17 protein-coding genes are annotated in these 24304 nt (G+C 57.5%); 7 read left to right on the top strand and 10 right to left on the bottom strand.

The annotated features are described in order from the left end of the window. Positions 1-325 precede the first annotated feature (325 nt). Positions 326-2029: an Rne/Rng family ribonuclease gene (locus tag AB1L30_RS18840; protein WP_345090425.1), complete on the top strand. Its 1704-nt coding sequence runs from the start codon at positions 326-328 to the stop codon at positions 2027-2029. Between the two features lie 233 nt (positions 2030-2262). Further along, on the top strand, positions 2263-2577 hold the full coding sequence (rplU, locus tag AB1L30_RS18835) for a 50S ribosomal protein L21 (RefSeq protein ID WP_345090428.1): 315 nt from the start codon (positions 2263-2265) through the stop codon (positions 2575-2577). 435 nt (positions 2578-3012) lie between these two features. On the opposite strand, the gene AB1L30_RS18830 is transcribed toward rplU, so the two are convergent. The 3 genes from AB1L30_RS18830 to AB1L30_RS18820 form a co-directional block, all read right to left on the bottom strand. Continuing rightward, positions 3013-3393, bottom strand: a complete 381-nt coding sequence (locus AB1L30_RS18830; RefSeq protein WP_367014938.1) for a diacylglycerol kinase — start codon at positions 3391-3393, stop codon at positions 3013-3015. Positions 3394-3419: 26 nt separating this feature from the next. After that, positions 3420-6455, bottom strand: coding sequence for a hypothetical protein (locus AB1L30_RS18825; protein WP_367014936.1), 3036 nt, complete (start codon positions 6453-6455; stop codon positions 3420-3422). A gap of 189 nt (positions 6456-6644) precedes the next feature. Continuing rightward, complete coding sequence (locus AB1L30_RS18820; protein WP_367014934.1) at positions 6645-7964, bottom strand: hypothetical protein; 1320 nt, start codon at positions 7962-7964, stop codon at positions 6645-6647. Between the two features lie 107 nt (positions 7965-8071). Here AB1L30_RS18820 and AB1L30_RS18815 point away from each other — a divergent pair, with 107 nt between their 5' ends. Then, positions 8072-10330 carry an MMPL family transporter gene (locus AB1L30_RS18815; protein WP_367014932.1) on the top strand — a complete coding sequence of 753 codons (2259 nt, stop codon included), beginning with the start codon at positions 8072-8074 and terminating at the stop codon, positions 10328-10330. Positions 10331-10676: 346 nt separating this feature from the next. Here AB1L30_RS18815 and AB1L30_RS18810 read toward each other — a convergent pair whose 3' ends face one another. From AB1L30_RS18810 to AB1L30_RS18800, 3 genes are read right to left on the bottom strand one after another with little or no spacing between them, the layout of a single operon-like run. Next, positions 10677-11498: a carbohydrate ABC transporter permease gene (locus AB1L30_RS18810; protein ID WP_367014930.1), complete on the bottom strand. Its 822-nt coding sequence runs from the start codon at positions 11496-11498 to the stop codon at positions 10677-10679. Beyond that, entirely contained in the window at positions 11495-12871 is a 1377-nt protein-coding gene (locus tag AB1L30_RS18805) for an extracellular solute-binding protein (RefSeq protein ID WP_367014928.1), read from the bottom strand. The genes AB1L30_RS18810 and AB1L30_RS18805 overlap by 4 nt, the downstream gene beginning before the upstream one ends. Next, positions 12871-13878: a sugar ABC transporter permease gene (locus AB1L30_RS18800; RefSeq protein WP_367014926.1), complete on the bottom strand. Its 1008-nt coding sequence runs from the start codon at positions 13876-13878 to the stop codon at positions 12871-12873. The genes AB1L30_RS18805 and AB1L30_RS18800 overlap by 1 nt, the downstream gene beginning before the upstream one ends. A 319-nt stretch (positions 13879-14197) precedes the next feature. Here AB1L30_RS18800 and AB1L30_RS18795 point away from each other — a divergent pair, with 319 nt between their 5' ends. Further along, positions 14198-16432, top strand: a complete 2235-nt coding sequence (locus tag AB1L30_RS18795; protein WP_367014924.1) for a penicillin acylase family protein — start codon at positions 14198-14200, stop codon at positions 16430-16432. A gap of 190 nt (positions 16433-16622) precedes the next feature. Here AB1L30_RS18795 and AB1L30_RS18790 read toward each other — a convergent pair whose 3' ends face one another. Together AB1L30_RS18790 and AB1L30_RS18785 are read right to left on the bottom strand one after the other, a co-directional pair. Then, the gene (locus AB1L30_RS18790) at positions 16623-17255 is read right to left on the bottom strand and encodes a DUF6677 family protein (protein WP_367014922.1); all 633 of its coding nucleotides are present in this window, start codon (positions 17253-17255) and stop codon (positions 16623-16625) included. Between the two features lie 207 nt (positions 17256-17462). Next, the gene (locus AB1L30_RS18785; RefSeq protein WP_367014920.1) at positions 17463-18200 is read right to left on the bottom strand and encodes an ATP-binding protein; all 738 of its coding nucleotides are present in this window, start codon (positions 18198-18200) and stop codon (positions 17463-17465) included. A gap of 138 nt (positions 18201-18338) precedes the next feature. On the opposite strand from AB1L30_RS18785, the gene AB1L30_RS18780 reads away from it, so the two are divergent. Next, positions 18339-19043, top strand: coding sequence for an RsmE family RNA methyltransferase (locus AB1L30_RS18780; RefSeq protein WP_367014918.1), 705 nt, complete (start codon positions 18339-18341; stop codon positions 19041-19043). On the opposite strand, the gene AB1L30_RS18775 is transcribed toward AB1L30_RS18780, so the two are convergent. After that, positions 19012-19524, bottom strand: coding sequence for a hypothetical protein (locus AB1L30_RS18775; protein WP_367014917.1), 513 nt, complete (start codon positions 19522-19524; stop codon positions 19012-19014). The two genes, AB1L30_RS18780 and AB1L30_RS18775, sit on opposite strands and share 32 nt — an antisense overlap. Positions 19525-19601: 77 nt before the next feature. Beyond that, positions 19602-20387: a sugar phosphate isomerase/epimerase family protein gene (locus tag AB1L30_RS18770; protein WP_367014915.1), complete on the bottom strand. Its 786-nt coding sequence runs from the start codon at positions 20385-20387 to the stop codon at positions 19602-19604. A gap of 207 nt (positions 20388-20594) precedes the next feature. Between AB1L30_RS18770 and AB1L30_RS18765 the strand changes: the two genes are divergently transcribed. Together AB1L30_RS18765 and AB1L30_RS18760 are read left to right on the top strand one after the other, a co-directional pair. Then, on the top strand, positions 20595-23261 hold the full coding sequence (locus tag AB1L30_RS18765; RefSeq protein WP_367014913.1) for a hypothetical protein: 2667 nt from the start codon (positions 20595-20597) through the stop codon (positions 23259-23261). Between the two features lie 47 nt (positions 23262-23308). Continuing rightward, complete coding sequence (locus tag AB1L30_RS18760; RefSeq protein WP_367014912.1) at positions 23309-24127, top strand: Nif3-like dinuclear metal center hexameric protein; 819 nt, start codon at positions 23309-23311, stop codon at positions 24125-24127. Positions 24128-24304: the final 177 nt, after the last annotated feature.

Here is a 24304-nt window from a genome sequence, read left to right as displayed (position 1 = left end):
CTCAGCTCCTCCGACTCGGAGGACCACACAATGACCAAAAGCTCTGCAGGTTCCTTAGGCGGAAATGAGACATCGCACGATCCCTATCTGGCGTCCTACGAAGATCGCTCGCCCTGAAATCGCTTGCCCAGCAAGGAACACACTGTTGGAAAACCGGACAACCCGCGACATACCACTTCAGATTGCTCAACAGCTGCTGCAGTAGAAGAACCGGACCGGACTCGGCTGCGGGGCTTCTGCCTGGCTGAGACAACATCAGTTGATACCATCCCTTTCGAAAAAGCTTTTCGCGGTCATGGACCCCATGCACCAAAGCGAGCTTTTCATGAAAAAAGAGATGCTGATCAACGTCTCGCAGCCGGAAGAATGCCGGATTGCGATCGTTGAAGATGGGATTCTCGAAGAGTTTTATCTCGAGCGCACCAGCCAGGAAAACTTCGTCGGCAACATCTACAAAGGTGTCGTCGTCAATCTCGAGCCCAGCATTCAAGCTGCCTTTGTCGACTTCGGTGTCGGCAAGAATGGCTTTCTGCACATCAGCGACGTCGAGCCCCAGTACTTCCGTCAGGGTGGCTACGATCCAGCTGCCCAGTACGATCGTCCTGAAGACCTCGCCGCGTCGCGCTTCGGCAGCGATTTCGGCGATGACGATGAAGAAGATGGCGACGACGACGTCGAAGACGACGCACCTTCCAGCGGTGGCACCAAGACGCAGCAGCGTCGTGGTCGCCGTCAGCGTCCAGGGGCCCGCCCTCGCGTGAAGCCTCCGATTCAAGAGATCTTCAAGCGTGGCGACGAAGTCCTCGTCCAGGTCATCAAAGAAGGGATCGGCAACAAAGGTCCAACGCTGTCGACCTACATCAGCATCCCAGGTCGTTACCTGGTACTGATGCCAGCACTGGGCCGCGTGGGCGTATCGCGGAAGATCGAAGACGATCAGGTGCGTCGCCGTCTGCGTAGCACGCTGCTCGATCTCGATCCGCCGAAGGGGCTTGGCTTCATCGTCCGCACCGCCGGTCAGGATCGAACCAAGAAGGATCTCTCGCGCGACATGGCTTACCTGCTGCGTCTGTGGCGATTGATCGTCCGACGCATCAAGAAGACCACTGGTCCTTGCGAGATCTACGAAGAAAGCGACATGATCATCCGCACGATTCGCGATATCTTCGCGGCGGATGTCGACGCCATTTACATCGACCGTAAAGAACAATACGAAGCGGCCAAAGAGTTCCTGCAACTGGTCATGCCGCGTTTCGTCGATCGTTTGCAGCGACACGACACCAAGGAAGCGTTGTTCCGCAAATACAACCTCGACGAAGAGATCGCCAAGATCCACCAGCGTGAGGTTCCTTTGTCGCGTGGCGGTTCGATCGTGATCGATCAGACGGAAGCCCTGGTGGCGATCGACGTGAACAGCGGTAACTTCCGTTACGACGGCTCCTCCGAGGAAGCGGCCTATCAGTTGAACCTGATGGCAGCCAAGGAAATCGCTCGGCAGCTGCGTCTGCGTGACTTGGGTGGCGTGATCGTCAACGACTTCATCGACATGCGTCGTGAAAAGCATCGTGCGAACGTCGAGAGAGCCCTGAAGGATGCCGTGAAGCGTGATCGGGCTCGGACCAAGATCTTGCGAACCAGCCCATTTGGCCTGGTCGAAATGACGCGTCAGCGTGTCCGACCAAGCCTCAAGCGAAGCATCTTCCGCGACTGCCCATGCTGCAGTGGCCGCGGGGTGGTGAAGTCATCGGAAAGCATGGCCATCGAGGTGACGCGTGTTCTGATTGCCGCAGCTCAGCAGCCAAAGGCTTCGCTGATCAACTGCCGCGTCAACGAAGAAGTGGCAGCCTATCTGAACAACAAGAAGCGTCGCGAAATCGCCCAGATTGAAGACGACAACAGCGTGGTGGTCCACATCATCGGCAGCGAATCGGTCTTCCCCGAGCATGTCGAAGTGGAATGCAAAGATGCCGAAGGACGCCGCATCTACATGGCCGACCCTCAGGAAACGGCCCGTAACGGCCGTCGGTAAGTCTTTGACTTGCCGTGAGTTAGGTTATTACCCTCTGCCGCATGTTTTGCCACGGCAGAGGGGCCTGTGGCAGATTGCATCCGGCGGTCGCGGACGACCGCTGAAGTTGCAAGAAATCGGCTGGGAGCCCTCGACAGTTGCCGTGTTTGTCGGTAAATTGTGTGGTTTCCCCTGAACCCATTTGCCCCGCCTGGGGCCGTTCAAAATATAGAACCACGATTGGATTCAATCGGATGTACGCGATCATTCAAGAAGACGGTAAGCAAATCAAAGTCGAACAAGGCCAGGAACTCCGCATCGATTACCGTGTGGAAGCTTCCGCTGGCGACGCCCTCACGTTTGAAAACGTCCTGCTCGTGTCGGGCGAAGGCGGCGTGAAGATCGGCAAGCCAACCGTCGCTGGTGCTTCGGTCACCGCAGAAGTTCTGGGCGTCGTCCAGGGCGAAAAGCTGACCATCCAGAAGTTTCGTCGTCGTAAGAACAGCAAGCGTAAGACGGGCCATCGTCAGGTCTACACCAAGGTGAAGATCAACGAGATCGTCGCTTAGTTCGACTTCGAACAACGCACAATACAAAAGAGCCGCGAGCACATGTTGCTGGCGGCTTTTTTGCTGCGCGAATCGCGACTTCACAAGCCGATGAAATTCTCACGATCGGTATCGTGAAGAAAATCAAAAAAAGACTAGCCAAATTGTTCTGGGGTCGATAAGTTATTCCCCATGCGAGAGGGTACCACCTCTGGGGCCAGCAATCGAAAGTCCAAGGGAGACAAGCTTTCGAAGGTCAAGGCTGACCTGGTTTGCATTTGCCCATACGCTGCCATGCGACCGTGACAGGAGGTTGCCAAACACATCGAGCCTGAACTTTGGGGGATGGATTCGGCTAAGCAAATTTCTTCAGCTCGACTGTGATGTTGACAGTACCCTGCGGTATTCACCCTACCGCAGGGTACTGTTGTTTATTGATCGCTCTTGCCCCACGTTCTAAGACGCGTACCACGCCCAGAACGGGTTCCAGAACAGCATCACGCCGACGACCGTCGCGAACATGCTGCTTACCAGGACAGCTCCACTTCCGACGTCGAGCGCTCGTTTGAGATGCACGTTGAACTCTTGGTCCACCGCCCGGGCCATCGATTCGAGCGCGGTGTTCAATAGCTCGGCAACCAGAACCAGCCCGATCGTCAGCCAAAGGATCGCCCAACGAACCTGGTCGAACTGAAGCAGCGCTGCGGCTGCGATGACGATCGCCGCCAAGGGGAGGTGAACGGAGAAGCTAGTCTCGGTGCGGATCGCCCAGAAGATGCCTGAGAAGGCGAGGCGGAACTTGCGAATCCAGCCGCTGGGTGTCGGGTCGTTCTTCATCCGCTGCTGGTCCCCTGCTCCGAGGTTTATTCGAGCCCGTAAGCTCCCAGCGGCGGAATCGGTTCGCCGTTGATCTTGCTGTACTGGCCCGAGGCGAAGAAGCGTGGTTCGATGTTGATGCCGATGCCGACATTGTTTCGGCTGTTGTCGACCGTGAAGTTCAGCGTTACGAGGCTCGACTCGCCGATCCGCGTCAGGAAGACGTTCTGGCCGAGGTTCGTGTTGCCGGTCAGGTCGTAAGCAGTACCGAGGCCGCCAAACCACTTGTCGCTCAAGCGATATTGCAGCGAAGCCAGGATCAACTGGCTCTGGAACGGCTGCACCGTGTTGGTGTAGCTGAGGTACAAGTTGCCGACCTGGGTGCGGTTGATCGCGCTGCCGATGGTGACCGTCTGCAGGCCGTCGTCGAACAGGTCCCAGAAACCATTCGAGAACACCGACAGGCGGTTGCCGACTTGCCAGTTGAACTGGTAGTTCAGCAGGCCGACCGTTTCGCCGAAGTTGTCGCGGTCGGCGTCCGGGAAGATCGTTCCGCCGACGTCGAGCTTGACCCAGTCAATGATCTTTTCGTTGCCTGGTCCGCCACGCTTGGTCTGCCAGGTCTGTCGCAATTGAAGCTGGGCGGCGGTCATGTCGTCGGCGATTTCGCTGACCGACGAAGTGACCTGGCCTTGCTGGTTGGTACGGTACGCGTAGTTTCGCGGATCGACCTGCCATGGGACCGGCACCCCGGCTGGCAGGCCATACGTGTCGACGCCGAAACGTCGCTGGAACGCTTCCTGCGAATCGTCGTTCAGTTTGTTGTAGATGGCGACCCGTGAGAGGTCCTGGCTCGAGTCGGCATAGTACATGTCGCCATACAGCGTCACCTTGTGGGCGATGCCGTTGATGTTCAGCAGTTGGCATTGAATCTGGCGGTTCACGCTCCAGGCCATGATGCTGCCACGGATACCCCCTTGGGCATAACCACGCAGCATGTCGTCGCCGTTGATGTCTTGGGCCTGGTAGGTGACGTCCCCCAGGGCATAGGGAACGACCTTCGAGCCGAATAGCTCCAGCGGCATGTCGATCTCGTGACGACTCGAACCAACGATTCCTTCCGAGTCTGTTTCGTACGGCAGGGCCGACCATTTCGCCAGTTCCGTTGGATCCTCCGGCGGCGAAGACGGACGAAGGCGGGCATAGCCAATCGTTGAGTGCGAGAAATAGGTCAAGCGATCGAACGCCAACGGTTGGCCCAGCATGTAGTAGTCGAGCTTCGGCAGCCATTCGGTCTGCATGAAGAAGTCGTTGACCCGGTTGGCTCCCTGAATGTTGAAGCTTTGGTTGCCGACCAGTCGTTTCAGCTCGAAACGGGTATCGAAGTCTTTCTGGGTGTCCCAGTCTTTTTCGTAATACGATTCGAGGAAGTTGCGGTCCGAGATCACCCCCAACTCGCCAGTGAACTGGAAGTCCCAGAAGGTCATCTGGCGATGGCGGCCCCAGACCCGTCCACGGAAGTCGGTTTCAGGTGGAATGTCTCGACGATCGGCCCCCAGGTTATCGGTGCCGGTATCGTAGATCGCCCACGCGTCGAGGAAGCCGGTGGCTGGATTGTTGAAGTACGGGAAGAACGTGTTGTTGAAGTTAAACCGCGTTCCGACACCCATGCCGCGATTGGAGAGGTAGTCGAGATCGGTCAGCCACTCGGTTCCTTCCCACGGATCCTCGATGCCGAAGACCTCGTAGTTGTCGAACTCGGTCAGGACCTGGAAGCCGAAGACGCTATCGTTCTTGAAGCTGATCTTGTTCAGATAGAAAACGGGATCGTTGATATCGGCCGACAAAACGGGCCAGTAAAAGACCGGCGTGCCGCCGACATACAGCGTGTTGTTCCGTGAAGTCGCCAGTCGCTTGTGATCGATCTTGGGTTGGCCGGTGATCGGGTCGATCTGGGCTTCGCCGAGGCGATTGGTGACGACCGATTCCTGGTCGGTGTATTCAATCTGATTCGACTGGAACCAGTACCGTGGCACGCCCATGCGACTTGTGGTGATCGCCGCCCCAAAGGCCTGGTACCGCGACGGATCGACTTGCTGCAGCACGTCCGCCTTCAAACGAACAAGCCCCTGGTACTCGGGCACCGGGGTGAGCAGTTCGGCTTTAAGGATCGTGCCATACTTCTGCGCGACGTTGTAATACATGCGCTCGGCATAGACGACTTTCTCTCCCTGGCGGAAGACGACGTTTCCTTCCAGGTAGACCTCGAACTCGCCATCGCCAACGATTCCGTCAGTTGTACCGAGTCCCTCGAGTCCTTGCTTCGACCAGATGATGGCCCGGTCGGCGAGGAGGCTCACTGAGTTCAATTCGCCCAGGCCATCGATCATCAGGTTCATCCCTTGATCGAAACGGCCGATCGTTTCGCCCGTGTTTGGATCGGTTTCGACATCGACATGGAAGCCGGTCGAATAACGCTGTGACAAGCGAACACGGATCTGAGGCTGTGGGGCCGCGAATGCCGGTGGCATTGGATCGCCAGCTTCAAACTGGATCTGCTGGATTGGGGCCTCGATGGCCTGTTTGGGGGCGTAGTCTTCGTCGGAAGGCTGAGCGTTCTGTCCGCGATGGTAAATCGCCGGAGCGACCGCAGGCGGAGCCTTCGTCGTATCGACTGGCAGTTGAATACGCGAGGTCGTGAAGAACTGACCAAGCCAGGTCGAGTCTTCCACCGAGGCTGGCCCTTTGGCGTCGCGCCAGGTGACGTTCGCTTTGTTCTCGAGGTAAACGGTGACTTTGTGCGGCACCAGGCGGAATGGCTGAGCGTACTCGATCCACAGCACGGCATCTTTGGCTTTGGCGATCGTCTTGCCTTGGACGATTTCGCAGTCGCCATGCAAGATCCACACTTCTTTGTCGCCATCTTGCCAATGCCGGGCATCGTCGGCTCGGACGTAGATCGGCCGGGTAACATCTTCGTAAGGAAGGTGAATTTCGGCGGAAGCGAATGCCGATAGAAGGGCCAACACCACCAGCGATGCGCACATTTTGAGCGCACGCGTGAAGTACGCGGAACCACGCATCGAAATCATCGAGCGCGTCTTCGGACTTTTCCTGCGAGGGGGGAACAGGGTCCTGGCTTCCTTGCCGCTTGACTCTGAATGTTGGTCATTCCCGACGTGCCGTTATGATTGCGAGCGGCACCCCGAGACTTTAAAGCGGGGCGGATTATAGGGATGCGTCTTGACCAGGGCAAGCCAGCTTCAGGCCATTTAACGTGGCGAGCGGCGGCGAAGAATCAGCTCGATGCCAGCACATGCTAGCACCGCCAAGATTGGCACCAGCGGCGAACGCATCCGCATGTTGCTCCAGAAGAAGAGATGAACCAGCGTAAAGCTGCCCATTAAGGTCAGTGCCGCAATCCAGCCCGGCCGCAGAAGCTGCTTGCCAAGTCCGATTAGCCCGGCAATTATCAGGGAAAACTGCACCAGATACCATGCCCCGATCGCATATCGCACGGCAGCACGCTTGCTGCTTTCATCTACGCTCAACGCATTCGGAAGTGGTCGCCAGAACATCCCCAGCCGGACCAGCGAGCTGTAAGCTGCCATGCCCGGATCGGCCTGCATCGTCTCGATTGCTTCTGCATAAGCGGCCCGATCCCGAGCCAATTCGCTAGCAGAGGTGCCATCGTAAGGATGGCGTTTGGCGAATTTCTGATGGAACTCGGTGTTGTCCCAGACCGGCGTGTCGCCCGAACGAAGGTACTCGTAATACGACTCGTTGTTCCCCCACAACAGCGTGTGCCCCCCGTGACTGGTTCCCAGAACCGGAGCATCAAACACCATCCAGTTGCGGACTACCCAGGGTGCCATCAGGAAGAGGATCGTTAAGCCATACGCAGCAATCGATGTAAATCTTAGCTTCCAGCTAAACCGACAGGCCAGCAGGGACAGCGGGATGAGAGCACCCCAAATCAGGAAGGTGGGCCGGCAGAAAATAGCCAGGGCCACCGCCCCGGCGACGTTCATCCCTTGGATGGTAAGATCGCGGCTGGTTGGAGCCGACTCTGACGTCTCCCCGGTCGAAGCCAGGGCCGAAACGGCCACGAGGGTCAAGATCGCCAGGCAGGTTGCCAGCGTTTCAGTCATGACCAGCGTCGATTGATTGAGCAAGATCGGATCGACCGCCACCAGCAGCGTCGCCAGGCTTCGCCATCGGCTAAGCCCCATCTGGATTGTCCAGAAGAACGTCAGGCCTACGGTGATCAGGCCGACAATCACGTGCAATCCCATGACTTCGCTCGGCAGAACATGCCGCGAAATGCTGGTGATGGCCAGCAGAAGTGGATACAGCGGCGGTCGAAATGCGGTCGGCTCGACCGGATCGGACGTGGTAAACGAGTGCAGCTGGATAATGTTGTTGGCCAGCAAGCGATAGCTGTCGGGGTCGTCGTGGAAGTTATCCATCTGGACGAGACCGATTCCCCCACGAATCACCAGGGCCAGCACTAACACCAGGTACCACTGCCAGTCGAGCCACACACTTTCGCGACGGGGCGTGGTGGGTGTGGGATCTGGGGTGGAATCCATCGTGCAGACCGATCAGAAGAAGCCGACTCGTATGAAAAGGGGGACTTCGTAGAATATACCAGACGTTTCACCCCGGTGACGACAACCGCCCTAGGTAAGGATTCGTAGTGAAAAGCTTGTTCGAGAAATGGATCGCTCTGCGTTGGCCCCTGTTATTGGTTGGTATTATGCTGACCGTTGGGGCTGTGTTTCTCGGACATGACCTCTCTTTTGATCGCTCGATCGAGAACATGTTCGCCGCCGACGATCCGCTGATCGAATCGCATAAGCGGTTCAATCGCATCTTCGGCGGAAACGAAGTGATCATGGGGGTTTACCAGGACCCCGAGCTCTTCAACGCCGATGGCAGCGGCCTCGACCGCGTTCACGAGGTTCGTCTGCAGATCGAAAAGCTCGACGGGATTCGCGAAGTTCTGTCGCTCGACCGAGAGTTGACCCGCGACTTCGTCATCGATCCCGACTCTGACGCCGGCGATCAATTGAAGAGGCTCTTCGCTGGCTATACCCACAACGACGAAGGAACGATCGTCGCGTTACCGATCCAATTGACCCCCAAAGATGAAACCGAGGTCGACCGAGCGGAACTGATTCGCAAGCTGCGAGCGATCTTCGCGGAACTGCCCGGAGGGATGGTTACCGGCGAGCCTGTGATGGTGGTCGATGGCTTCCAATACGTCGAAGAAGATGGGGCGCGACTCGGCTGGGCGACTTCGATATTGTTGGCATGCGTCATCCTGCTGGTATTTCGTAGTCTTCGCTGGATGGTGATCGCAATCGTCGTCGTTCAAGTCACGCTGCAATGGACTCACGCCGCGTTGGCATTAAGTGGCATGCAGCTGAGCATGGTGAGCTCGATGCTGACGGCGATCGTTACGGTGATCGGCGTGGCGACGGTGGTGCATTACATCCTGCGGTTTCGCGAGTGCCGCGATGCAGGCCAAGAACCGAAAGAAGCCTTGGCCTCCGCTTCGCAGTACTTGTTGGCCCCGGTCTTCTGGGCGTGTGCCACCGACGCGGTCGGCTTCTCGGCCCTGCTGATCACGAACGTTGGTCCGGTTCACGACTTCGGCATCATGATGGCGGTCGGTGCGATCCTGGTCTTGCCGGCGGTGTTGGTCTTCTTGCCTGGCTTGGTGCTGCTGGGCAGTCCTTTCGCGGTCGATCCGGCGAAACCGTGGGGGGACGAGAAGCTGGGGAACGGACTGTCGCGAACGGTCGATTCGATCGTTAAACGCCCGGTCCTGATCAGCGCAATTATTCTGGCTGCGTTTGCAATTTCGATGTGGGGTGGGACGCGGCTGAAGGTCGAAAGCGACTTCACCAAGAACTTCCGCGATACCACGCCAATCGTGCAGGCCTATGCCTTCGTCGAAGATCGCCTGGGTGGAGCTGGCGTCTGGGATGTCGCGGTGCCGGCGCCCAATCACCTGACCTGGGAATACATCCAAGAGATCCGCGCCTTGGAGAACAAGCTGCGCGAGGAAGTACCTGAACTGGAGAAAGTGCTGAGCCTGGCGGACGTGATCTCGGCGATGATCGAATCATCCGACAAGAAGGGACTGAGCTTCATGCCGAAGTTCGCCCTGATGAATATCGGCATGAAGTCGTTGCGGTCGCAAATGCCGGAGACGCTCGACTCGCTGTACTCGGAAGATGAACAGAACCCGGACCAGTATTGGTTCCGGATCATGCTTCTGTCGAAAGAACGCCAGGACGCCGAGACCAAAAAGAAAGCGATCGACGCGGTCCATCGCATCGTCGAAGAGTATCACCAGAAAAAGCTGGCCGCGGCCGAGCCCGACGCGAAGTACGAAAACCATCCGCCCATTGTCAGCGGGTTCTTTGTGCTGCTGACGCATTTGATCGATAGCCTGATCCGGGATCAGTGGCGATCGTTTGGGCTGGCCATCGTGGGAATCGGGCTGACGATGTCCTTAGCCTTCCGCAGTTTGAAGCTTGCCTTGTTGGCGCTCATCCCCAATATCTTGCCCATCTTGATGGTGACCGGCGCGTTTGGGCTGCTGGGCTATCATATCAACATGGGGGCGGCGATGATCGCGGCGGTCTCGATGGGGCTCGGTGTCGATGCGTCGATTCACTATATCTATGGATTCCAGCGAAGTCTTGCCGCCGGCAACGCTCCTTCAGCTGCCCTGGTCGAGGTACAGCAGAGCGTGGGCAAAGCGGTCATATTTGCCACCTTTGCCTTGATTGCCGGGTTTAGCATCCTGTGCGTTAGTGATTTCGTACCAACGATTTACTTCGGCGTGCTGGTGGGGCTGACCATGCTTGGGGCGTTGGCGGGCAACCTGATTATTCTGCCTTTGTTGATCAAGCTATTCGTCCTGGGGAAAGACTCTGCCTAGATCGACCGCAAACCTCTGGGTGGGTTCCTTGTCAATGATGGCGTCTCTCTGGTAGAATGCGACGTTTCCACCTGAATAGCTTTCCCCTTCAGGGGGATTTCAATATCAATTAGTACAGCGGAAGCGATACGGAGAATTTCGTGGGAACGAAGAAAACCGGTAAGGGTCGACGGAAGATTGGACGCAAAAAACGCCGTATGCGTGCTAAGATCCGTCATCGCAAGAAGTAATTGCGGCGAGCGATCGTAAGATCGGCTCCCCTTGGTCTGCCCTCCTCAAACAGCGCCGCCGTCGCCTCTCGAAATGTCAGGCGACGGCATTTGCTTCTGCGCGCTGAAAATTCCGGCTAGTCTTTTAGCCCGGTGGTGGCGATACCCTTCAAAAACGTCTTCTGTGCAAAGAAGAACAGTACCACGATCGGCAGCGTGAAAAGCGTTGCCGCCGCCAGCAATAGGTGCGTCTGGTCGGCGTAGCTGCTGACGAACTGTTCCAGCCCATACGCGAGCGGGAACTTGTCTTTGTTGCTCAAGAACAATAGCGGTCCGCTGAAATCGTTCCATGAGGCGACGAACTGGAACAAACCGACCGTCACCAGGGCCGGAATCGACATCGGCAGAATCACTCGCCAATAGATTCCCCACTCGCCCAGGCCATCGATCCGGGCTGCCTCGCTGATATCTTCCGGGATCGTTCGGAAGAACTGCCGCAGCAGGAAGATCGAGAAAGCATCTCCCAGAAACGTCGGCAGGATCAACGCCCCGAGGCTGTTGTAGAGTCCGATCTCGCGTAGCAGCAGGAATCGCGGGATCATCGTCACGTGCCACGGCAGCAGCATCGTCCCGATCAGCACGGCAAACAGCCGATCCCGTCCCCACCACTTCAGCTTGGCAAACGCGTACGCCGCCATCGAGCACGAGATAACGGTGCCGGCAACCGACCCGATGCAAAGTACCAGCGTATTGGCAAGGTACTGCCAGAACGGCATCGCCCCGATCGCGGCGACATAGTTTTGCCATTGCCACGATTCCGGTATCAAGCCGTTCGGGTCTGCTTGAATCTCCGATGGCGACTTCAATGAACCAGAGACCATCACTAGCAGCGGCATACTGTAGATCGCCACGAAGAATATCAACAGGCAATAGATGGTCGATTTCTGCAGGCGATTCATTCGGAGTTCCTCGCGCGATCAATGTGCGATTGAATCCGCATCTGGGCGTCTTGCAGCATCTGGTTCAGGTCCGGTGGTGTCGGGCTGGCCATGGCGCTCTCGGCCAGGTTCTTCACTTCGTTGTTGAAATAAGGTGCCCCTGGGATCACCGGCACCGGGTATTGCTCGTCGCTGCCGGCCAGTTCGATGAACGTCCGGAACAAAGGTTCGTCGTTCAGAAACGTCTGGAAATCAGGCTGGTCGACCACTTGCTGAGAAACCGGGATCCAACCGCCGGCAACGCAGGTTCGGGCCGCTTCCGCTTCGTGGCCGGCGAAACCGCACCAGAACTGAATGAACGCCCACGCACCGCTTGCCGACTTCGCACCGCGGGGAATGACAAAGTTGTTTCCGTTGACCCAACCGGCGTTCTGCTTTCCGCCCGGAGGTGATGGCAACGCGATCGCTCCGAACTGCGTCACCGGCTCCCCCTTCTCGGCTTGCGACTTCTGGAATGCACGGATGTCTCGCACGCGCCACTGACCATCCATCACCACAGCGTAACGCTCGGCGAACAGCGGAAACGTTTTGCCGGGAAGCGACTGATCGCCATGCCGAAAGCGAGCGATCTCGGATGGGCCATAACGATCTCGGTAGCTGGCCATCCAGGCCAACGCCGATTCGATGGGGGGAGAAGTCAGAGTCACTTCGTGCGTCGTGGCATCGTAAAATTGCCCGCCGAACACCGGCCCCCAGGCCCAGATTCGCCGCGAGTCAGGCAAAAATCCATGATGCTGGTACGGCTCGGCCTGGTCGGGCGGAGCGATCGTCGTGGCGATGTGGTCGAGTTCTTCGATCGTGTGCGGGGGCGAAAGACCGTAACGATCGAGCAACGTTTGGTTGTAATACAACGCCCGGATATCGAGACCGTTGGGCACCCCGTACAAGCGATTTTCGTAAGTGACCAAACGCCTTGCGGCCGGGAAAAGCCAGGCTTTTAGGGCGTCGATCTCCGCGGGCGTGGCAACTTCGTCGAGTGCTAAGATCGCCCCGCGATGCCCCCAATCGGCGATCACCGGGTCGTCGATGTTCAGCAGGTCGGGTGGATCTCCTCCGGTAACACTCAGGAAGAACTTCAGGTCGAGGTTGTTTCCGGGCATGGCGATCGGTCGCACAAAGTACTTCGCCTGCGACTGATTGAATCGCTGGGCGACGTCTTCGACGATGGCCCGATCTGCCCCGCCCCAGAAATGCCAGAACACGACCTCTTCGCGATCGGCCGGGATTTCATGCCGGACGTTCGAGAGCAGTTGCTGAGTGACCAAAAGACCAATCGCAAGGATCGCGGTTAAGAGTACCAAGGCGATGGTGCGAAACGCGGCGCGACGATGCATCAGCGAATCCCCTCGTAAACCCAGCGTTTCGAGGTCGTAAACAGGAACCAGGTTCCCACGCCCAGCAAAGCGAACAGCAGCCAGGCCACCGCCGACGCATAGCCCATGTTCAGATGCTGGAAGGCACTCAAGAACAAGTGCAGGCTGATCACCAGGGTCGAGTCGGCCGGAGCACCACGTCCTTCGCTGACGATGTAGATCTGCGTGAACACTTGCACCGACTGAATCAGTCCCATCACCAGGTTGAAGAAGATGATCGGCGTCAGCAGCGGAAGGGTCACGTTCCAAAAGCGGCGAAGTGGGCCAGCTCCATCGATGCGAGCGGCCTCGTACAGCGATTTCGGAATGTCGCCGATCGCGGCCAGGTAGATCACCATAAAGTTGCCCATGCCCCACAGGCTCATCAAGATCAGGGCATCCTTCGAGCCGACTGGGGCCGAGCCGTTCTCCCAAGCGGAAGCCTGCAGCGACTGGGTTGAAACCAGTTCCGCTGGCGAGGCAAACCACTGCGGCTGCCATAACCCAAGCGATCCTAGGATCGAGTTCACCAGGCCGTCGGCCGGATTGAGGAGCCACATCCATAAGATGCTGGTAGCGACGACCGGGATCACCGATGGCAAGTAGAACAGCGTGCGGAAGATCGATTGTCCGCGAACATCGCACGACAGGAGGGTCGCCAGGCCGACCCCCAGAACAATCGACAGCGGTACCGAAAGTAAGGCGTAGTAGCCGGTGTTCCAAAGGGCCGTGGCGATACCGGTTCCTGTGGCGAACTCGTTGGCCAACTGCTGATAGTTCTGCATCCCGACAAACCGAGGCGGGTTAATCAGGTCGTATTCGCAGAAGCTCCAGTACAGCGATACCAGGAATGGATAAATGAACAGCGCGACCAGTCCCACTAGCCATGGACTGGCGAAGCTAACGGCCGTTAGCCATGACCCCAGCCATCGCCGCCGATGCTGCGATGGCTTTGCCGTCGTGTCCGTGCTGTTGAAACGCTGTTGCAAGTCGCGAATTGCCGTAAATTTCCGAGAGTGGGAAGCTGGTTTTCGAGCCGATCGGGTGGCAACGACTGGTGGATTATGCCGATGTTAACTGATAAACGGCCCTTTTGTGTCCCCTCGGTTCGCGAGAAGAGGGCTACCCGAAGGAATTTAACCTTCAAGGGAACCAGACGCCCCCGTACGATTGCTTCTACGACGCCCCATTGGTCGCATGGCGATAAAACAAGACCAGGAACAATGCTACGATGACAGTATGGTCCCTTGGGTTTCAACAACTTTGACGCGACGACAGACCTGGTCAGCCGACAGGACTTAACACCGTATGGAATTTCCCCGTCTTACGCGTGACATCACGATCCAGCGCGACGACGCTGGTGTTCCGCATATCAACGCCAAATCTCGCGACGATGCGCTCTATGGCCTCGGCTATATGCATGCGACCGATCGTCTGACGCAGATTCTATTCGCCCGGGCAGTTGCCTCCGGGCAAGCAGCCCAGGCGATTGCTCCCCGCGACGAACTGCTGGAAACCGATCGCTTCTTTCGCCGCGTCGGTTTGCATCGCAATCAGCCGCACGAGATGGAGTATTGGCCCGAAGACATCCAGCACGAAGTGCACCACTATTGCACCGGTGTGAACGACGGGATGAAGGCGATCGGGCACACTCTACCAATGTGGGCAACGGGCTTTGAGGCAACCCCTTGGGATCCGGTCTCGGTGCTCTACATCGGCAATCTGCTGAGCTTTGGTGGCCTGGCGGTGAGTCAGTTGGAAAACGAACGCATTGTGATCGAACTGATTCAAGCTGGCGGCGACGAAGACGCCCTGCGCGAGCTCTTTCCCGGCCGGCTCGAACATGTCGATTTCGATCTTGTTCGCCAAGTCCACAACGTGCGGCGGATGTCGGACGAAGCGTTGGAAGTGCTGATGGACCTGCCACGACTGGCGGGCAGCAATGCCTGGGTGGTGGGGCCAGCCAAGTCGAAGTCGGGGGCTCCGATCCTTTGCTCCGACCCGCATCTGGAGACGAACCGCCTGCCTGCCATCTGGTACGAGGCGGTCTTGAAGTGGGACGATAACTTCGCGATGGGAGCGACCCTGCCCGGGTGTCCATTGTTTGCCGTGGGGCGGACCAAAAAAATTAGCTGGGGTGTCACCTACATGAAGGGGGACACGACCGACTTTTTCATCGAGGACGTTCGCAAGTCGGAAGAAGGCAACTGGCAGTATCGCCGCGACGAAGATTGGTTCGACTATCACGTCCGCGAAGAAGCGATTGGCTGTAAAGGAAAGCCTGCGACGATGATGCGGGTGTTCGAGAATCCGCAAGGCGTTCTGGAAGTCGACCCAGAGCAGTTCGGCGATGGCTACTACTTCTCGCTGGCCTGGACCGGGACGCAGGCACGCTCAGGGATGGCAATCGCCTCGTGGCTGCAGATGCTCCGGGCCGAGAGTACGGCCGAGGGTTTAGATGTCGCCAAGCATTGCCCGCAACCAACCTTGTGCTGGGTGGTTAGCGATGTGTATGGCAATATCGGCCTGCAAGGGAACGGGCGATTCCCACGGCGGCGACACGATGTATCCGGGCTGGGCCCGGTGGCAGCGTGGGACGCGCGGAATCATTGGCAAGGTTCGATCGGGATCGACCAGTTGCCGCGAATTTATAACCCGGAGTGTGGCTACATCGCGACCGCCAACGAAGACATCAATCAGCCAGATCATCCGAAGCTGGTCAGCCAGACGTTGCCAGATTATCGCAAGCGGCGAATCGTCGAACGGCTGAACGAGATGGAGCAGATCACGGTCACCGATATGCAGCAACTGCAGTACGACCTGCTGAGCATTCAAGCCCGCGAGATCCTGCCGATACTGCTCCCTTTCGCGCCGGATGAACTGAAGGAAAGGCTGAAAGGCTGGGACTTCCGCTACGATCCAGCGAGCACTGAAGCGGTCGCCTTTCAGCGATTCTATCGCAACACCTTGCTCGAGATCTTTGGGCATGAGCGAGGCATGGGCCCGCGCCGAACGTTGTACCTGGTGACACGTGCAGGTTTCTCGAGCATGATCATCGCGGCCTGCGATGCGATCTTGAAGAAGGACCTGTCACTGTGGTGGCAGTCGCGTGACAAAGGCGAAATGATCCATACGGCGGGGAAAAAGGTGCTGCTCGAAAAGGAGACGACCTGGGGCCAGTTCAACAGCTTCCATTTTACCGATCGCTTCTTTGGTGGCGGGCACGTGGGGCGGCTGCTTGGTTTCGACAGTCCGCAATATGCGATGCCTGGTTGCCATGCCACGGTGTTTCAAGGGCATGTGCTGCAGACAGCGACACGCGAGTCGACCTTCGCCCCAAGTTATCACCTGGTGACCGACATGGCGAAGGAAGAGGCCTGGACGAACTTGCCAGGCGGGCCAAGCGAGAGTCGCTTTTCGTGGTATTACAAAAGCGACGTGCCGCGTTGGCTGGAAGGTGGCTACAAGCGGATTGCTCCGCAGAAAGCGACGCCTACTGAGTCCAGCCCGCCAAAAGAATTACCAGAAAAACCGCTCCCATAAATCCCAGGATCCAGACGGCGGTATCCCATGAGTGCTTCAGGATGGCTGGCCAGGTTTCGTGCCGAGTCGCACCGTATACGAGGCTAACCACGACGATCAGTGGGAACGCGTACAGCACCAGTTGCGAGCCAGGGAACATAGCCAAGAGCGAGATGGGAAACATGGTCGAAGGTCTTCCAGTTGAAGGCGATTAGGCGGGGCTTTCGGCCGATTGGTTACGCTTCGTCTCGTCGGACGGAGCTTCTTCCTCTTCGTCGTCGCTACTGGAATCTGCTGCCTCGCGACTACGTTTCTTCTTTTCAGAATCGGGAATCATCCAAACTGGGCCGGCCCCAGCATCGTAGATTGCCAATACGTTCAGCAGGCCAGCGATCATCGTGTACAGCGTGCCCATTTCAAACAGGTAGCCGTAGGTGCGATGCAGGTCGGCCATCTCATTGACATCGGCCGGCGGCGCCATGAAGCGGACGCCATTGATTTCGATTGGGTCCATCTTCTGACGAATCAGCGCCGACTGAATCAACGCTGGCATCGCCGGCAGTCCGACGCCCAACTGGCAGAACAATGGCAAACGCTTCTCGGTGTTATCCCACTTGGCATACACCACGCGACCACCACCCATCGACAAGCCGAGGAAGTAGATCGACAGGATGCAGACCAAGAACAAGATCCCTTTGCCACGGCGACCCTGGTAAAGATGCCCAGCGCCCGGGACGAGCCAGGCCAGAATGGCGGCAGTCGTCGGGTTCTTCAGATCGACCGGGATGGGGGCGTAAGGATCTTGGTCCGATGCGGTAGGCTGGGACCCGGTGTCATTCGACATAGGTTAGACCGGTTAAAATATTCTGCTTGCGTAATCTCTCAATCTTAGCCGAATACGCCCTTGAATCCAGGCCAGTTATCGCCCTGTGAACGCGTTGCCACGTGATGCAACTCGAGAGATGGCAATTGTTTGCAGTGCTTGAAGTGGTCGCGAAAGCTTGGGCCGATTCGACAAAATGATCGCCGGTTGGGCCTTTCGGAACTGGGCTTAGAGCAGTTCTTCGCGAATCGCTTCGATCGATTCTGGCGTGATTGTTTCCGATTGGCCCGCTTCAGCGGCCAGCCGGGAAAGATCGAGGATCTGGGAGATCACCCGCGGCAAGCCTTCGGAGTAGCGCGAAACAGCTTCGATCGCCGCTTCGTCGATCTCCAAGGTTGGCTCAGGGTGTTCCGCCATATAAGCGGCCGTGTAGTGGGCTACGTCGCTCGGTTCCCAGGCTTCCAGTTCGATTTTCAGATCGGCCAGTTTCAGCAAGCGGATATCGAACGAGTGCAGGTACTTCTGATCGACCGACAGCAGCAGCGTGCTGTTGGCCTCGGACCCGCAGTGCATGCGGGCCAAGGAAAGCAGGATATCGGCTGTTTCGCGAGCGATTTCCTCGACATGGTCAACAACAACGACGACCGGACGTTGTTCGAGCGAATAAGCCGTCAGTTGTTCGCGAATCTGGAACCACAGTTCGGCCGGCGTCGAAGTCATGCCGACGTCGGCTTTGAGCTGCGTGGCCAGTTCCCACAAGAAGTCGTGTTCGAAGGTTCCTGGCGTCTTCAGATAGGGAACAATCAATCCCTGGCGACGCTGCTGGGCGGTCCATTTCTCGAGCAAAGTCGATTTTCCGCTACCCATCGGGCCGGTCAAAATCGCAACGCGATCGCGACGCTGGAGGGCATACTCCAGACGGGCGACGGCCTCCAGATAAGCTGGGCTCTCGAAAAAGGGACTCATGTAGGGGACAATCGTTTGAAGGCTGCTAGCAGGTCGCGGGCGATAGCACCCGCGCAGGGCATTCCTGCCCTCAGTTTGTTTCGGTAGAATCCGGCCGCAGTCTTCACGCATTCCTGAACCTTGATTGCGCAACGCCGCATGTCTGAACGATTTTTTCTCGATCAACCTCCCGTCGCCGGTGAAGTCACCTTCGACGACGCCGAGTCGCAGCATTTGGCCAAAGTGATGCGCGCCAACGTGGGCGACATGGTCGTCGGTTTCGACGGTGCCGGTATCGAATACCAGATCGAGCTTATCTCGGTCGGCAAAAAGAAGGTGATCGGTACGGTTCGCCAGCAGGAAGAAGTTTCCCGCGAAGCGACTCGGCAACTGACCCTGGCGGTCGCCTTGCCGAAAGGGGATCGTCAACGCTGGCTGATCGAAAAGTGTGTCGAACTGGGCGTCGCGCGGTTGATTCCGCTACTCACGCAGCGCGGAGTTGCCCAGCCGGTCGAGAAGGCGATTGAACGGCTACGCCGAGCCGTGATTGAAGCCAGCAAGCAGTGCGAACGCAACGTGCTGATGGAAGTGGCTGAAGGGCAGACGCTCGAGCAGGTCTTGGCCTCGCAGCCGGAAGTCGCCCTGATGCTGCATCCCAGCGGCGACGCGATTCAGCCGGCAACGATTGCGGCTGCCGGCCAGGTCTTAGGAATCATCGGGCCGGAAGGTGGTTTCAGCGAGGAAGAAGTCGCCCAAGCGGCCGCCGCTGGTTGCCAGATAGTATCGCTCGGACCTCGTATTCTGCGAGTCGAAACGGCAGCCTTGGCGATGGCTAGTTTGGTGACGATTCCGCCGGGGCCTTAGCCTTTTCCAGCTTCTCGATTCGACCGAACAGGTGACCGCCGACCGGGCCATGCATCCAGGTACCAGCGTACTTGTCCCCATCGATCACGACATGAGAACTGAAGGTGCCCAGGCCCGGGATCGTCGTTTGATCAAGCGTGATCACAGGGGTCTTTCCCGCCCACTTTACTTCCAACGGGATCGGAAACTGAACGTCGTGGTCGCCGTACTTGATCCGAGCGTTGAAGACCCAAAGGTCTCCTTCGTCCAGTTTGCGGACGCTCTTGATCTCGTAGCGTTCCGGCTTGAGCCCTTTGTTTTCCTGGCCGACGATCGTGAACGAACCGATCAACGCGACATCTTTCATGTCGTTGGTGAAAGCCTCGAATAGTTTGGCCTGGGTATCTTCGGGCTTGGCAGGCTCGTCCGCTGACGAAGTAGTCGGCAGCAAGATCGACGCGGCCAAAGTCATTAGTAGCAGCAGAGGGGCGATACGAGGCATGGTTGTTCTCCGAGAAAGCTCAAGCGGTGGACGTTCTCGTTCATCCTAGCGTGCCGGCTAAGGACCGCCAAACAAGATCACGGAATCTGAACGTTTCGGAGATACTCCAGTCCGTCGGACACTTCCTGGACGGGATTCTCTGGATGTTCGCGTTCGATGGTGATGAAGCCGCGATAACGCGCTTCTTCCAGCGAGGCGATCAACCATTGAAAGTCGACCGTGCCCCGTCCCAAGGGGACTTCAATACCACGACCACGAGCGAGATCTTTCACACCATCTTTACCGCGGACATTGACCACGTACTTGGCAAGTGCCTGATACGATTCGTCCGCCGAGAAGCCGTTGATGATCAAGGCCCCAGGGTCGAAGTCGACGCCGATCGCTCCTTCGGGAAGCTGGTCGAGAAACTGCTTCATCACGGGGCCATCGACCTGGCCGGTCTTCGCGGCGAAGGTGACGCCACAAATATCGGCGTGGCGAGCGAGGTCGTCGAGCACTTCCAACAGGCGTCCATTGGTTTCGGCTTCTAGGTCGGGATCGATACCGCCAATGTGATTGACCAATACCTTCGCGCCCAGGTCGTAAGCTGCGGTCATCGCCGTCTTGGTGGCGGCAACACGGCGTTCGAGATCATCCAGCACGTTATAGCCGCGCCGGGTTGGGAAACTGACCGAAGCAACTTTCAGATTGTAGTCGGAAAGGATCTTCTTGAGGTGACGGATCCCGGTTTGCGAGAGGTCTTCCGGACGCAATTCGTTGCGCAGATCGATCTCGATACCATCGGCACCCAGCTCGCCAGCGGTTTGCAGGGCCTTACGGAACGGAAGACGAAGACTACGAAGTTGGACGCTCAGCCGGATCATAGATGATGGAAAACCACGTGAAGGTAACCAGGAATCAGAACAGATGCATCGATTATAACGCTTGACGCGACTTTCATCGTGGTGGCGAATGGCGGAATTCCGGAGCCATGCCAGCGGTCCCGTCGGGGTATGCAAGAGTTTAGCGGATTGCGCGTGGATGCTGCGTGCTCTGCTGGACGAAGTTCTGAAAATCCCCTGTGAAAAGCCATGTCGCCGTTGTTTCTTTTGTCTCTGTTTATTCTGGCCGCGGACTGGAAGGATGCGCCCATTGAACAGCGGCATCCCGAGGCGATCGAACTGTTTCAGTGCGACTTCGGTGAAACGGTCGACTTGAACTACGACCTTTGGCCCGATCAATGGACCCGCCGAACCGGCCCGGGCTATCCCCGCTATATCGATGTCGAAATCAACGAAGACGAAACCGCCGGCAATGGCCGCTCGCTGCTCGTCGACCTGGATGGTGGGGCGGCCACGATCTACAGCCCGCCAATCGCCGTTCGCGATATCTTCAGCTATGTCCTGGAAGGCCGACTGAAGACCGAAGGTTTGCATTACGACAAAGCCTACATCTCGCTGACGTTCTTCAACGACAAGCAGCAACCGGTCGAGACCTACTACTCAGAGAAGTTCCGCGAATCTGGCGGCTGGGTGAAGATCCGTATCGGACCGATCGCTCCGCAAAACACGGGCCTCGATCTGGCGGTGATTGGTCTGCATGTCGTGCCAGAGGCTGGGGTTGATGAAGACCTGACCGGCAAGGTCTGGTTCGACGATATCTGGTTTGCCCGGTTGCCGAAAATGACGTTGGCAACGCTCGATGGCGGCAGCGTTTACCTCGACGATCAAGAGATCGAAGTAACCTGCAATGTCTCGGGCATCCTCGAACAAAATCCGACCGTGATCTTCGAGCTTGTCGACGTCGGGAGGCAGTCGCTGGCCCGGCAGGAAAGCCGACTCGATGGTAAGGTGGTGGCCCGTAAGACGGAAAAGATCTCGGAACTGTTCGGCAAACGTGCCTACCAGGACGAGAACTGGGATGTTGGCTACGCCGGCGATATCAACTGGAAGCCACCGATCGAGGAAAATGGCTTCTACGAAATTCGTGCGACGATGCTCGGAAGCTCGGGGCTGATGCATCGCCGCATCATGACCTTGGCGGTTGTTTCACGCGACAAAGTCCCTGAACGGGGCGAGTTCGGTTGGTCGCTTCCCAATGGAGAAGAGCCGCTCGACTTCCAGCGGATGTTCGACTTGCTGACGACCGCCGGCGTCAACTGGGTGAAGTTCCCGGTCTGGTACAACGACAACGATACTGATCGGGCTAATAACCTGGCCCGGTTCGCCGAACGGCTGCATAAGCACAATATCAGTATGGTCGCGGTGATCGATAAGCCGCCGGCTGACATCCGCAACCTGTTTGGTGAACAGGAAACGATGCTAGTCGCCAACGTGTTCGCCGAACCGCTGTTGTGGCGACCTTATGTCGAACCGATTCTCACGCGGCTCTCGTTGACGGTGCATTATTGGCAACTGGGGGCTGACGACGACGTGAGCTTTGTCGGCTACACGAACCTACTCGAGAAGCTACAGCAGATTCGCCAGGAACTGCGGACCAGCGGTCAGGATATCATGCTCGGGATTCCGTGGCGTTGGATGGCGCAGACACCTGAGGGGCAGAAGCCGCCGTACGACTTCCTCGCCTATTCGATCTTGCCCCCAAACGGTTCTTTGGACGGCCTGATCCCGATGACCAAGGACGAACTGGGAGCTTACCTCGATAAATCGAAGGGGCAGACGACTCGGTTCGCAACCATCTACCCGCTGCCACGTTCGCGTTATACGACCGAAGAGCGGGCCCGCGACCTGGTCGAGAAGATGCTGGCCGCCAAGATCCACGAAGCCGACGCCGCGTTCATTCCGAAACCGTTCGACCACGAATATGGCCTAATGAACGAAGATGGTTCGCCGGCAGAACTGTTACTGCCTTGGCGTACGACCGCTCGTTTGATTTCAGGAACCAAGTACCAGGGATCGATTCAACTCCCCAACCGCAGCCGGAATTACGTCTTCGCGCGGGAAGGCCGAACGGTGATGGTGGTGTGGAACTCGCGAGAAACGGAAGAGACACTCTACCTGGGCGATGATGTGAAGATCGTCGACTTGTGGGGCCGCGAAATGGTTCCGAAGCAAGATGGCAACAAGCAAATCGTACCGGTCGGGCCTTTTCCACAGTTTCTGATCGGCTTGAACGACAGTGTCGCGACGATGCGTTTGGCATTCCAGTTCGATCCCGCTCAGTTGGAAAGCGACTTCGGACGAACGCAGCGGATCGATGCCACGATCAAGAATACCTTCCCGGCGGCAATTAGCGGCACGGCACGGCTTGTGGCCCCCGACGTCTGGAACGTGAACCCCGGCATTTTGCGATTCAAGCTGACACGCGGTGGAGAATTGAAGTCACCGTATAAGATTTTGCTGCGAGCCGACGCCGACAGTGGGATGCAACCGGTGCGGATCGACTTCAACATCACGACCGATCAGGAATACGAATTCAGCGTTTACCGCGAAATTCAAGTCGGATCAGGCATGATGCAGGTCGAGTCCTCCTCGGTCCTTGATGAAGAATCAGGCGAATTGATTGTTGAAGCGACGATTTACAACTTGTCCGAAGAGTTGATGTCGTTTGACTGCTTGCTGTATGCCAGCGGACGTCGACAGATGCGGCAGCGGATCATGAACTTCGGCCTGGGACGGACCACGATTGTCTATCGCATTCCCGATGGCAAACAGCTGCAAGGCTCGACATTGCTGCTACGATTGCGAGAAATTGGCGGTACCCGGGTTTTCAATCATCGTGTGGAAGTGAAGGATTAAGGGAAAACGGTTCCCTTGGCCTTCGATTCGTGACGAAAGAGTAGCTTGTGGCTTCATCGATCCCTCTCAGCAATGTCTGCGACTTCCTGGAACGCTTTGCCCCCAGCCAATTGGCTGAGTCATGGGACAACGTCGGTTTGCTGATCGGCGACACGGCACAAGAAGTCCATGCCGTGGTGACCTGTTTGACGATTACACCTGAGGTCGTCGACGAGGCGATCGAGGGAAAAGCGAACTTGATTGTCACGCACCATCCCCTTCCCTTCCGTCCGCTGAAGCGAATCACGACTCGCGATACAACCGGCCAGATGCTGCTGAAGCTGATCCAAAACGGAATCGCGGTTTACAGTCCCCATACTGCGTTCGACTCGTGTGCCGAGGGAATCAATTTCCAGTTGGCTTCCGCTTTGGGGCTATCCGATATTCAGCCACTGTTGCCGGTCGATCTGCTTGGCGTGTCGGGGCCGACCTCGCAGGTGGGGACCGGACGCTGGGGAGTGTTGGCGGATGGCGCGATGCCGTTGGCCCAGATCGCCGAACAAGCCAAGCAGGCAACCCAAGCCGCCATGGTCAAAGTGGTGGGCCGGGGAACTTCGGAAATCAAGTCGGTTGCGGTTGGTTGCGGATCGGCTGGAGAACTGCTTGGGGCAGCGATCGCCAAAGAGGTCGATTGCTTGATCCTGGGAGAAACGAGCTTCCACACTTGCTTGGAAGCGAAAGCCCAGGGAATCGCTTTAATTCTGACCGGTCATTATGCGAGCGAACGGTTTGCGGTAGAGAACCTGGCGGCCATCCTGGCCGAAGCGTTCCCTGACCTGAATATCTGGAGCAGTCAGCAGGAATCCGACCCGATCCACTTCGCGTAAAATTTCTGCAACGCCTCCGATTTAGTCGGCATCCAAACTACTGTTGCCACAACGGTTGTGTCCCCAATGGCGGGTTTACGATCCGCGTTGACGAATTTCCGCAGGGAGTTTGTCAATCTAAGGCATTGAGATAACAATGGTTATGACGACTTCGGGCCGGGCAGCGAGCCGCCAAGC

The sequence above is a fragment of the Bremerella sp. JC817 genome (genome assembly GCF_040718835.1).
Taxonomy (GTDB): Bacteria; Planctomycetota; Planctomycetia; order Pirellulales; family Pirellulaceae; genus Bremerella.
Note: the sequence above shows the minus strand (reverse complement) of the source record. Positions and strands in the feature narration are given on the sequence as shown.

What these genes read in the sequence shown, in the direction of transcription:
- AB1L30_RS18825 (WP_367014936.1), bottom strand. Translation starts at nt 6,455, where the DNA reads ATGCGTGGTTCCGCGTACTTCACGCGTGCGCTCAAAATGTGCGCATCG.
- AB1L30_RS18795 (WP_367014924.1), top strand. Translation starts at nt 14,198, where the DNA reads ATGGAATTTCCCCGTCTTACGCGTGACATCACGATCCAGCGCGACGAC.
- AB1L30_RS18775 (WP_367014917.1), bottom strand. Translation starts at nt 19,524, where the DNA reads ATGCCTCGTATCGCCCCTCTGCTGCTACTAATGACTTTGGCCGCGTCG.
- AB1L30_RS18810 (WP_367014930.1), bottom strand. Translation starts at nt 11,498, where the DNA reads ATGAATCGCCTGCAGAAATCGACCATCTATTGCCTGTTGATATTCTTC.
- rplU (WP_345090428.1), top strand. Translation starts at nt 2,263, where the DNA reads ATGTACGCGATCATTCAAGAAGACGGTAAGCAAATCAAAGTCGAACAA.
- AB1L30_RS18840 (WP_345090425.1), top strand. Translation starts at nt 326, where the DNA reads ATGAAAAAAGAGATGCTGATCAACGTCTCGCAGCCGGAAGAATGCCGG.
- AB1L30_RS18805 (WP_367014928.1), bottom strand. Translation starts at nt 12,871, where the DNA reads ATGCATCGTCGCGCCGCGTTTCGCACCATCGCCTTGGTACTCTTAACC.
- AB1L30_RS18765 (WP_367014913.1), top strand. Translation starts at nt 20,595, where the DNA reads ATGTCGCCGTTGTTTCTTTTGTCTCTGTTTATTCTGGCCGCGGACTGG.
- AB1L30_RS18785 (WP_367014920.1), bottom strand. Translation starts at nt 18,200, where the DNA reads ATGAGTCCCTTTTTCGAGAGCCCAGCTTATCTGGAGGCCGTCGCCCGT.
- AB1L30_RS18820 (WP_367014934.1), bottom strand. Translation starts at nt 7,964, where the DNA reads ATGGATTCCACCCCAGATCCCACACCCACCACGCCCCGTCGCGAAAGT.
- AB1L30_RS18830 (WP_367014938.1), bottom strand. Translation starts at nt 3,393, where the DNA reads ATGAAGAACGACCCGACACCCAGCGGCTGGATTCGCAAGTTCCGCCTC.
- AB1L30_RS18770 (WP_367014915.1), bottom strand. Translation starts at nt 20,387, where the DNA reads ATGATCCGGCTGAGCGTCCAACTTCGTAGTCTTCGTCTTCCGTTCCGT.
- AB1L30_RS18780 (WP_367014918.1), top strand. Translation starts at nt 18,339, where the DNA reads ATGTCTGAACGATTTTTTCTCGATCAACCTCCCGTCGCCGGTGAAGTC.
- AB1L30_RS18790 (WP_367014922.1), bottom strand. Translation starts at nt 17,255, where the DNA reads ATGTCGAATGACACCGGGTCCCAGCCTACCGCATCGGACCAAGATCCT.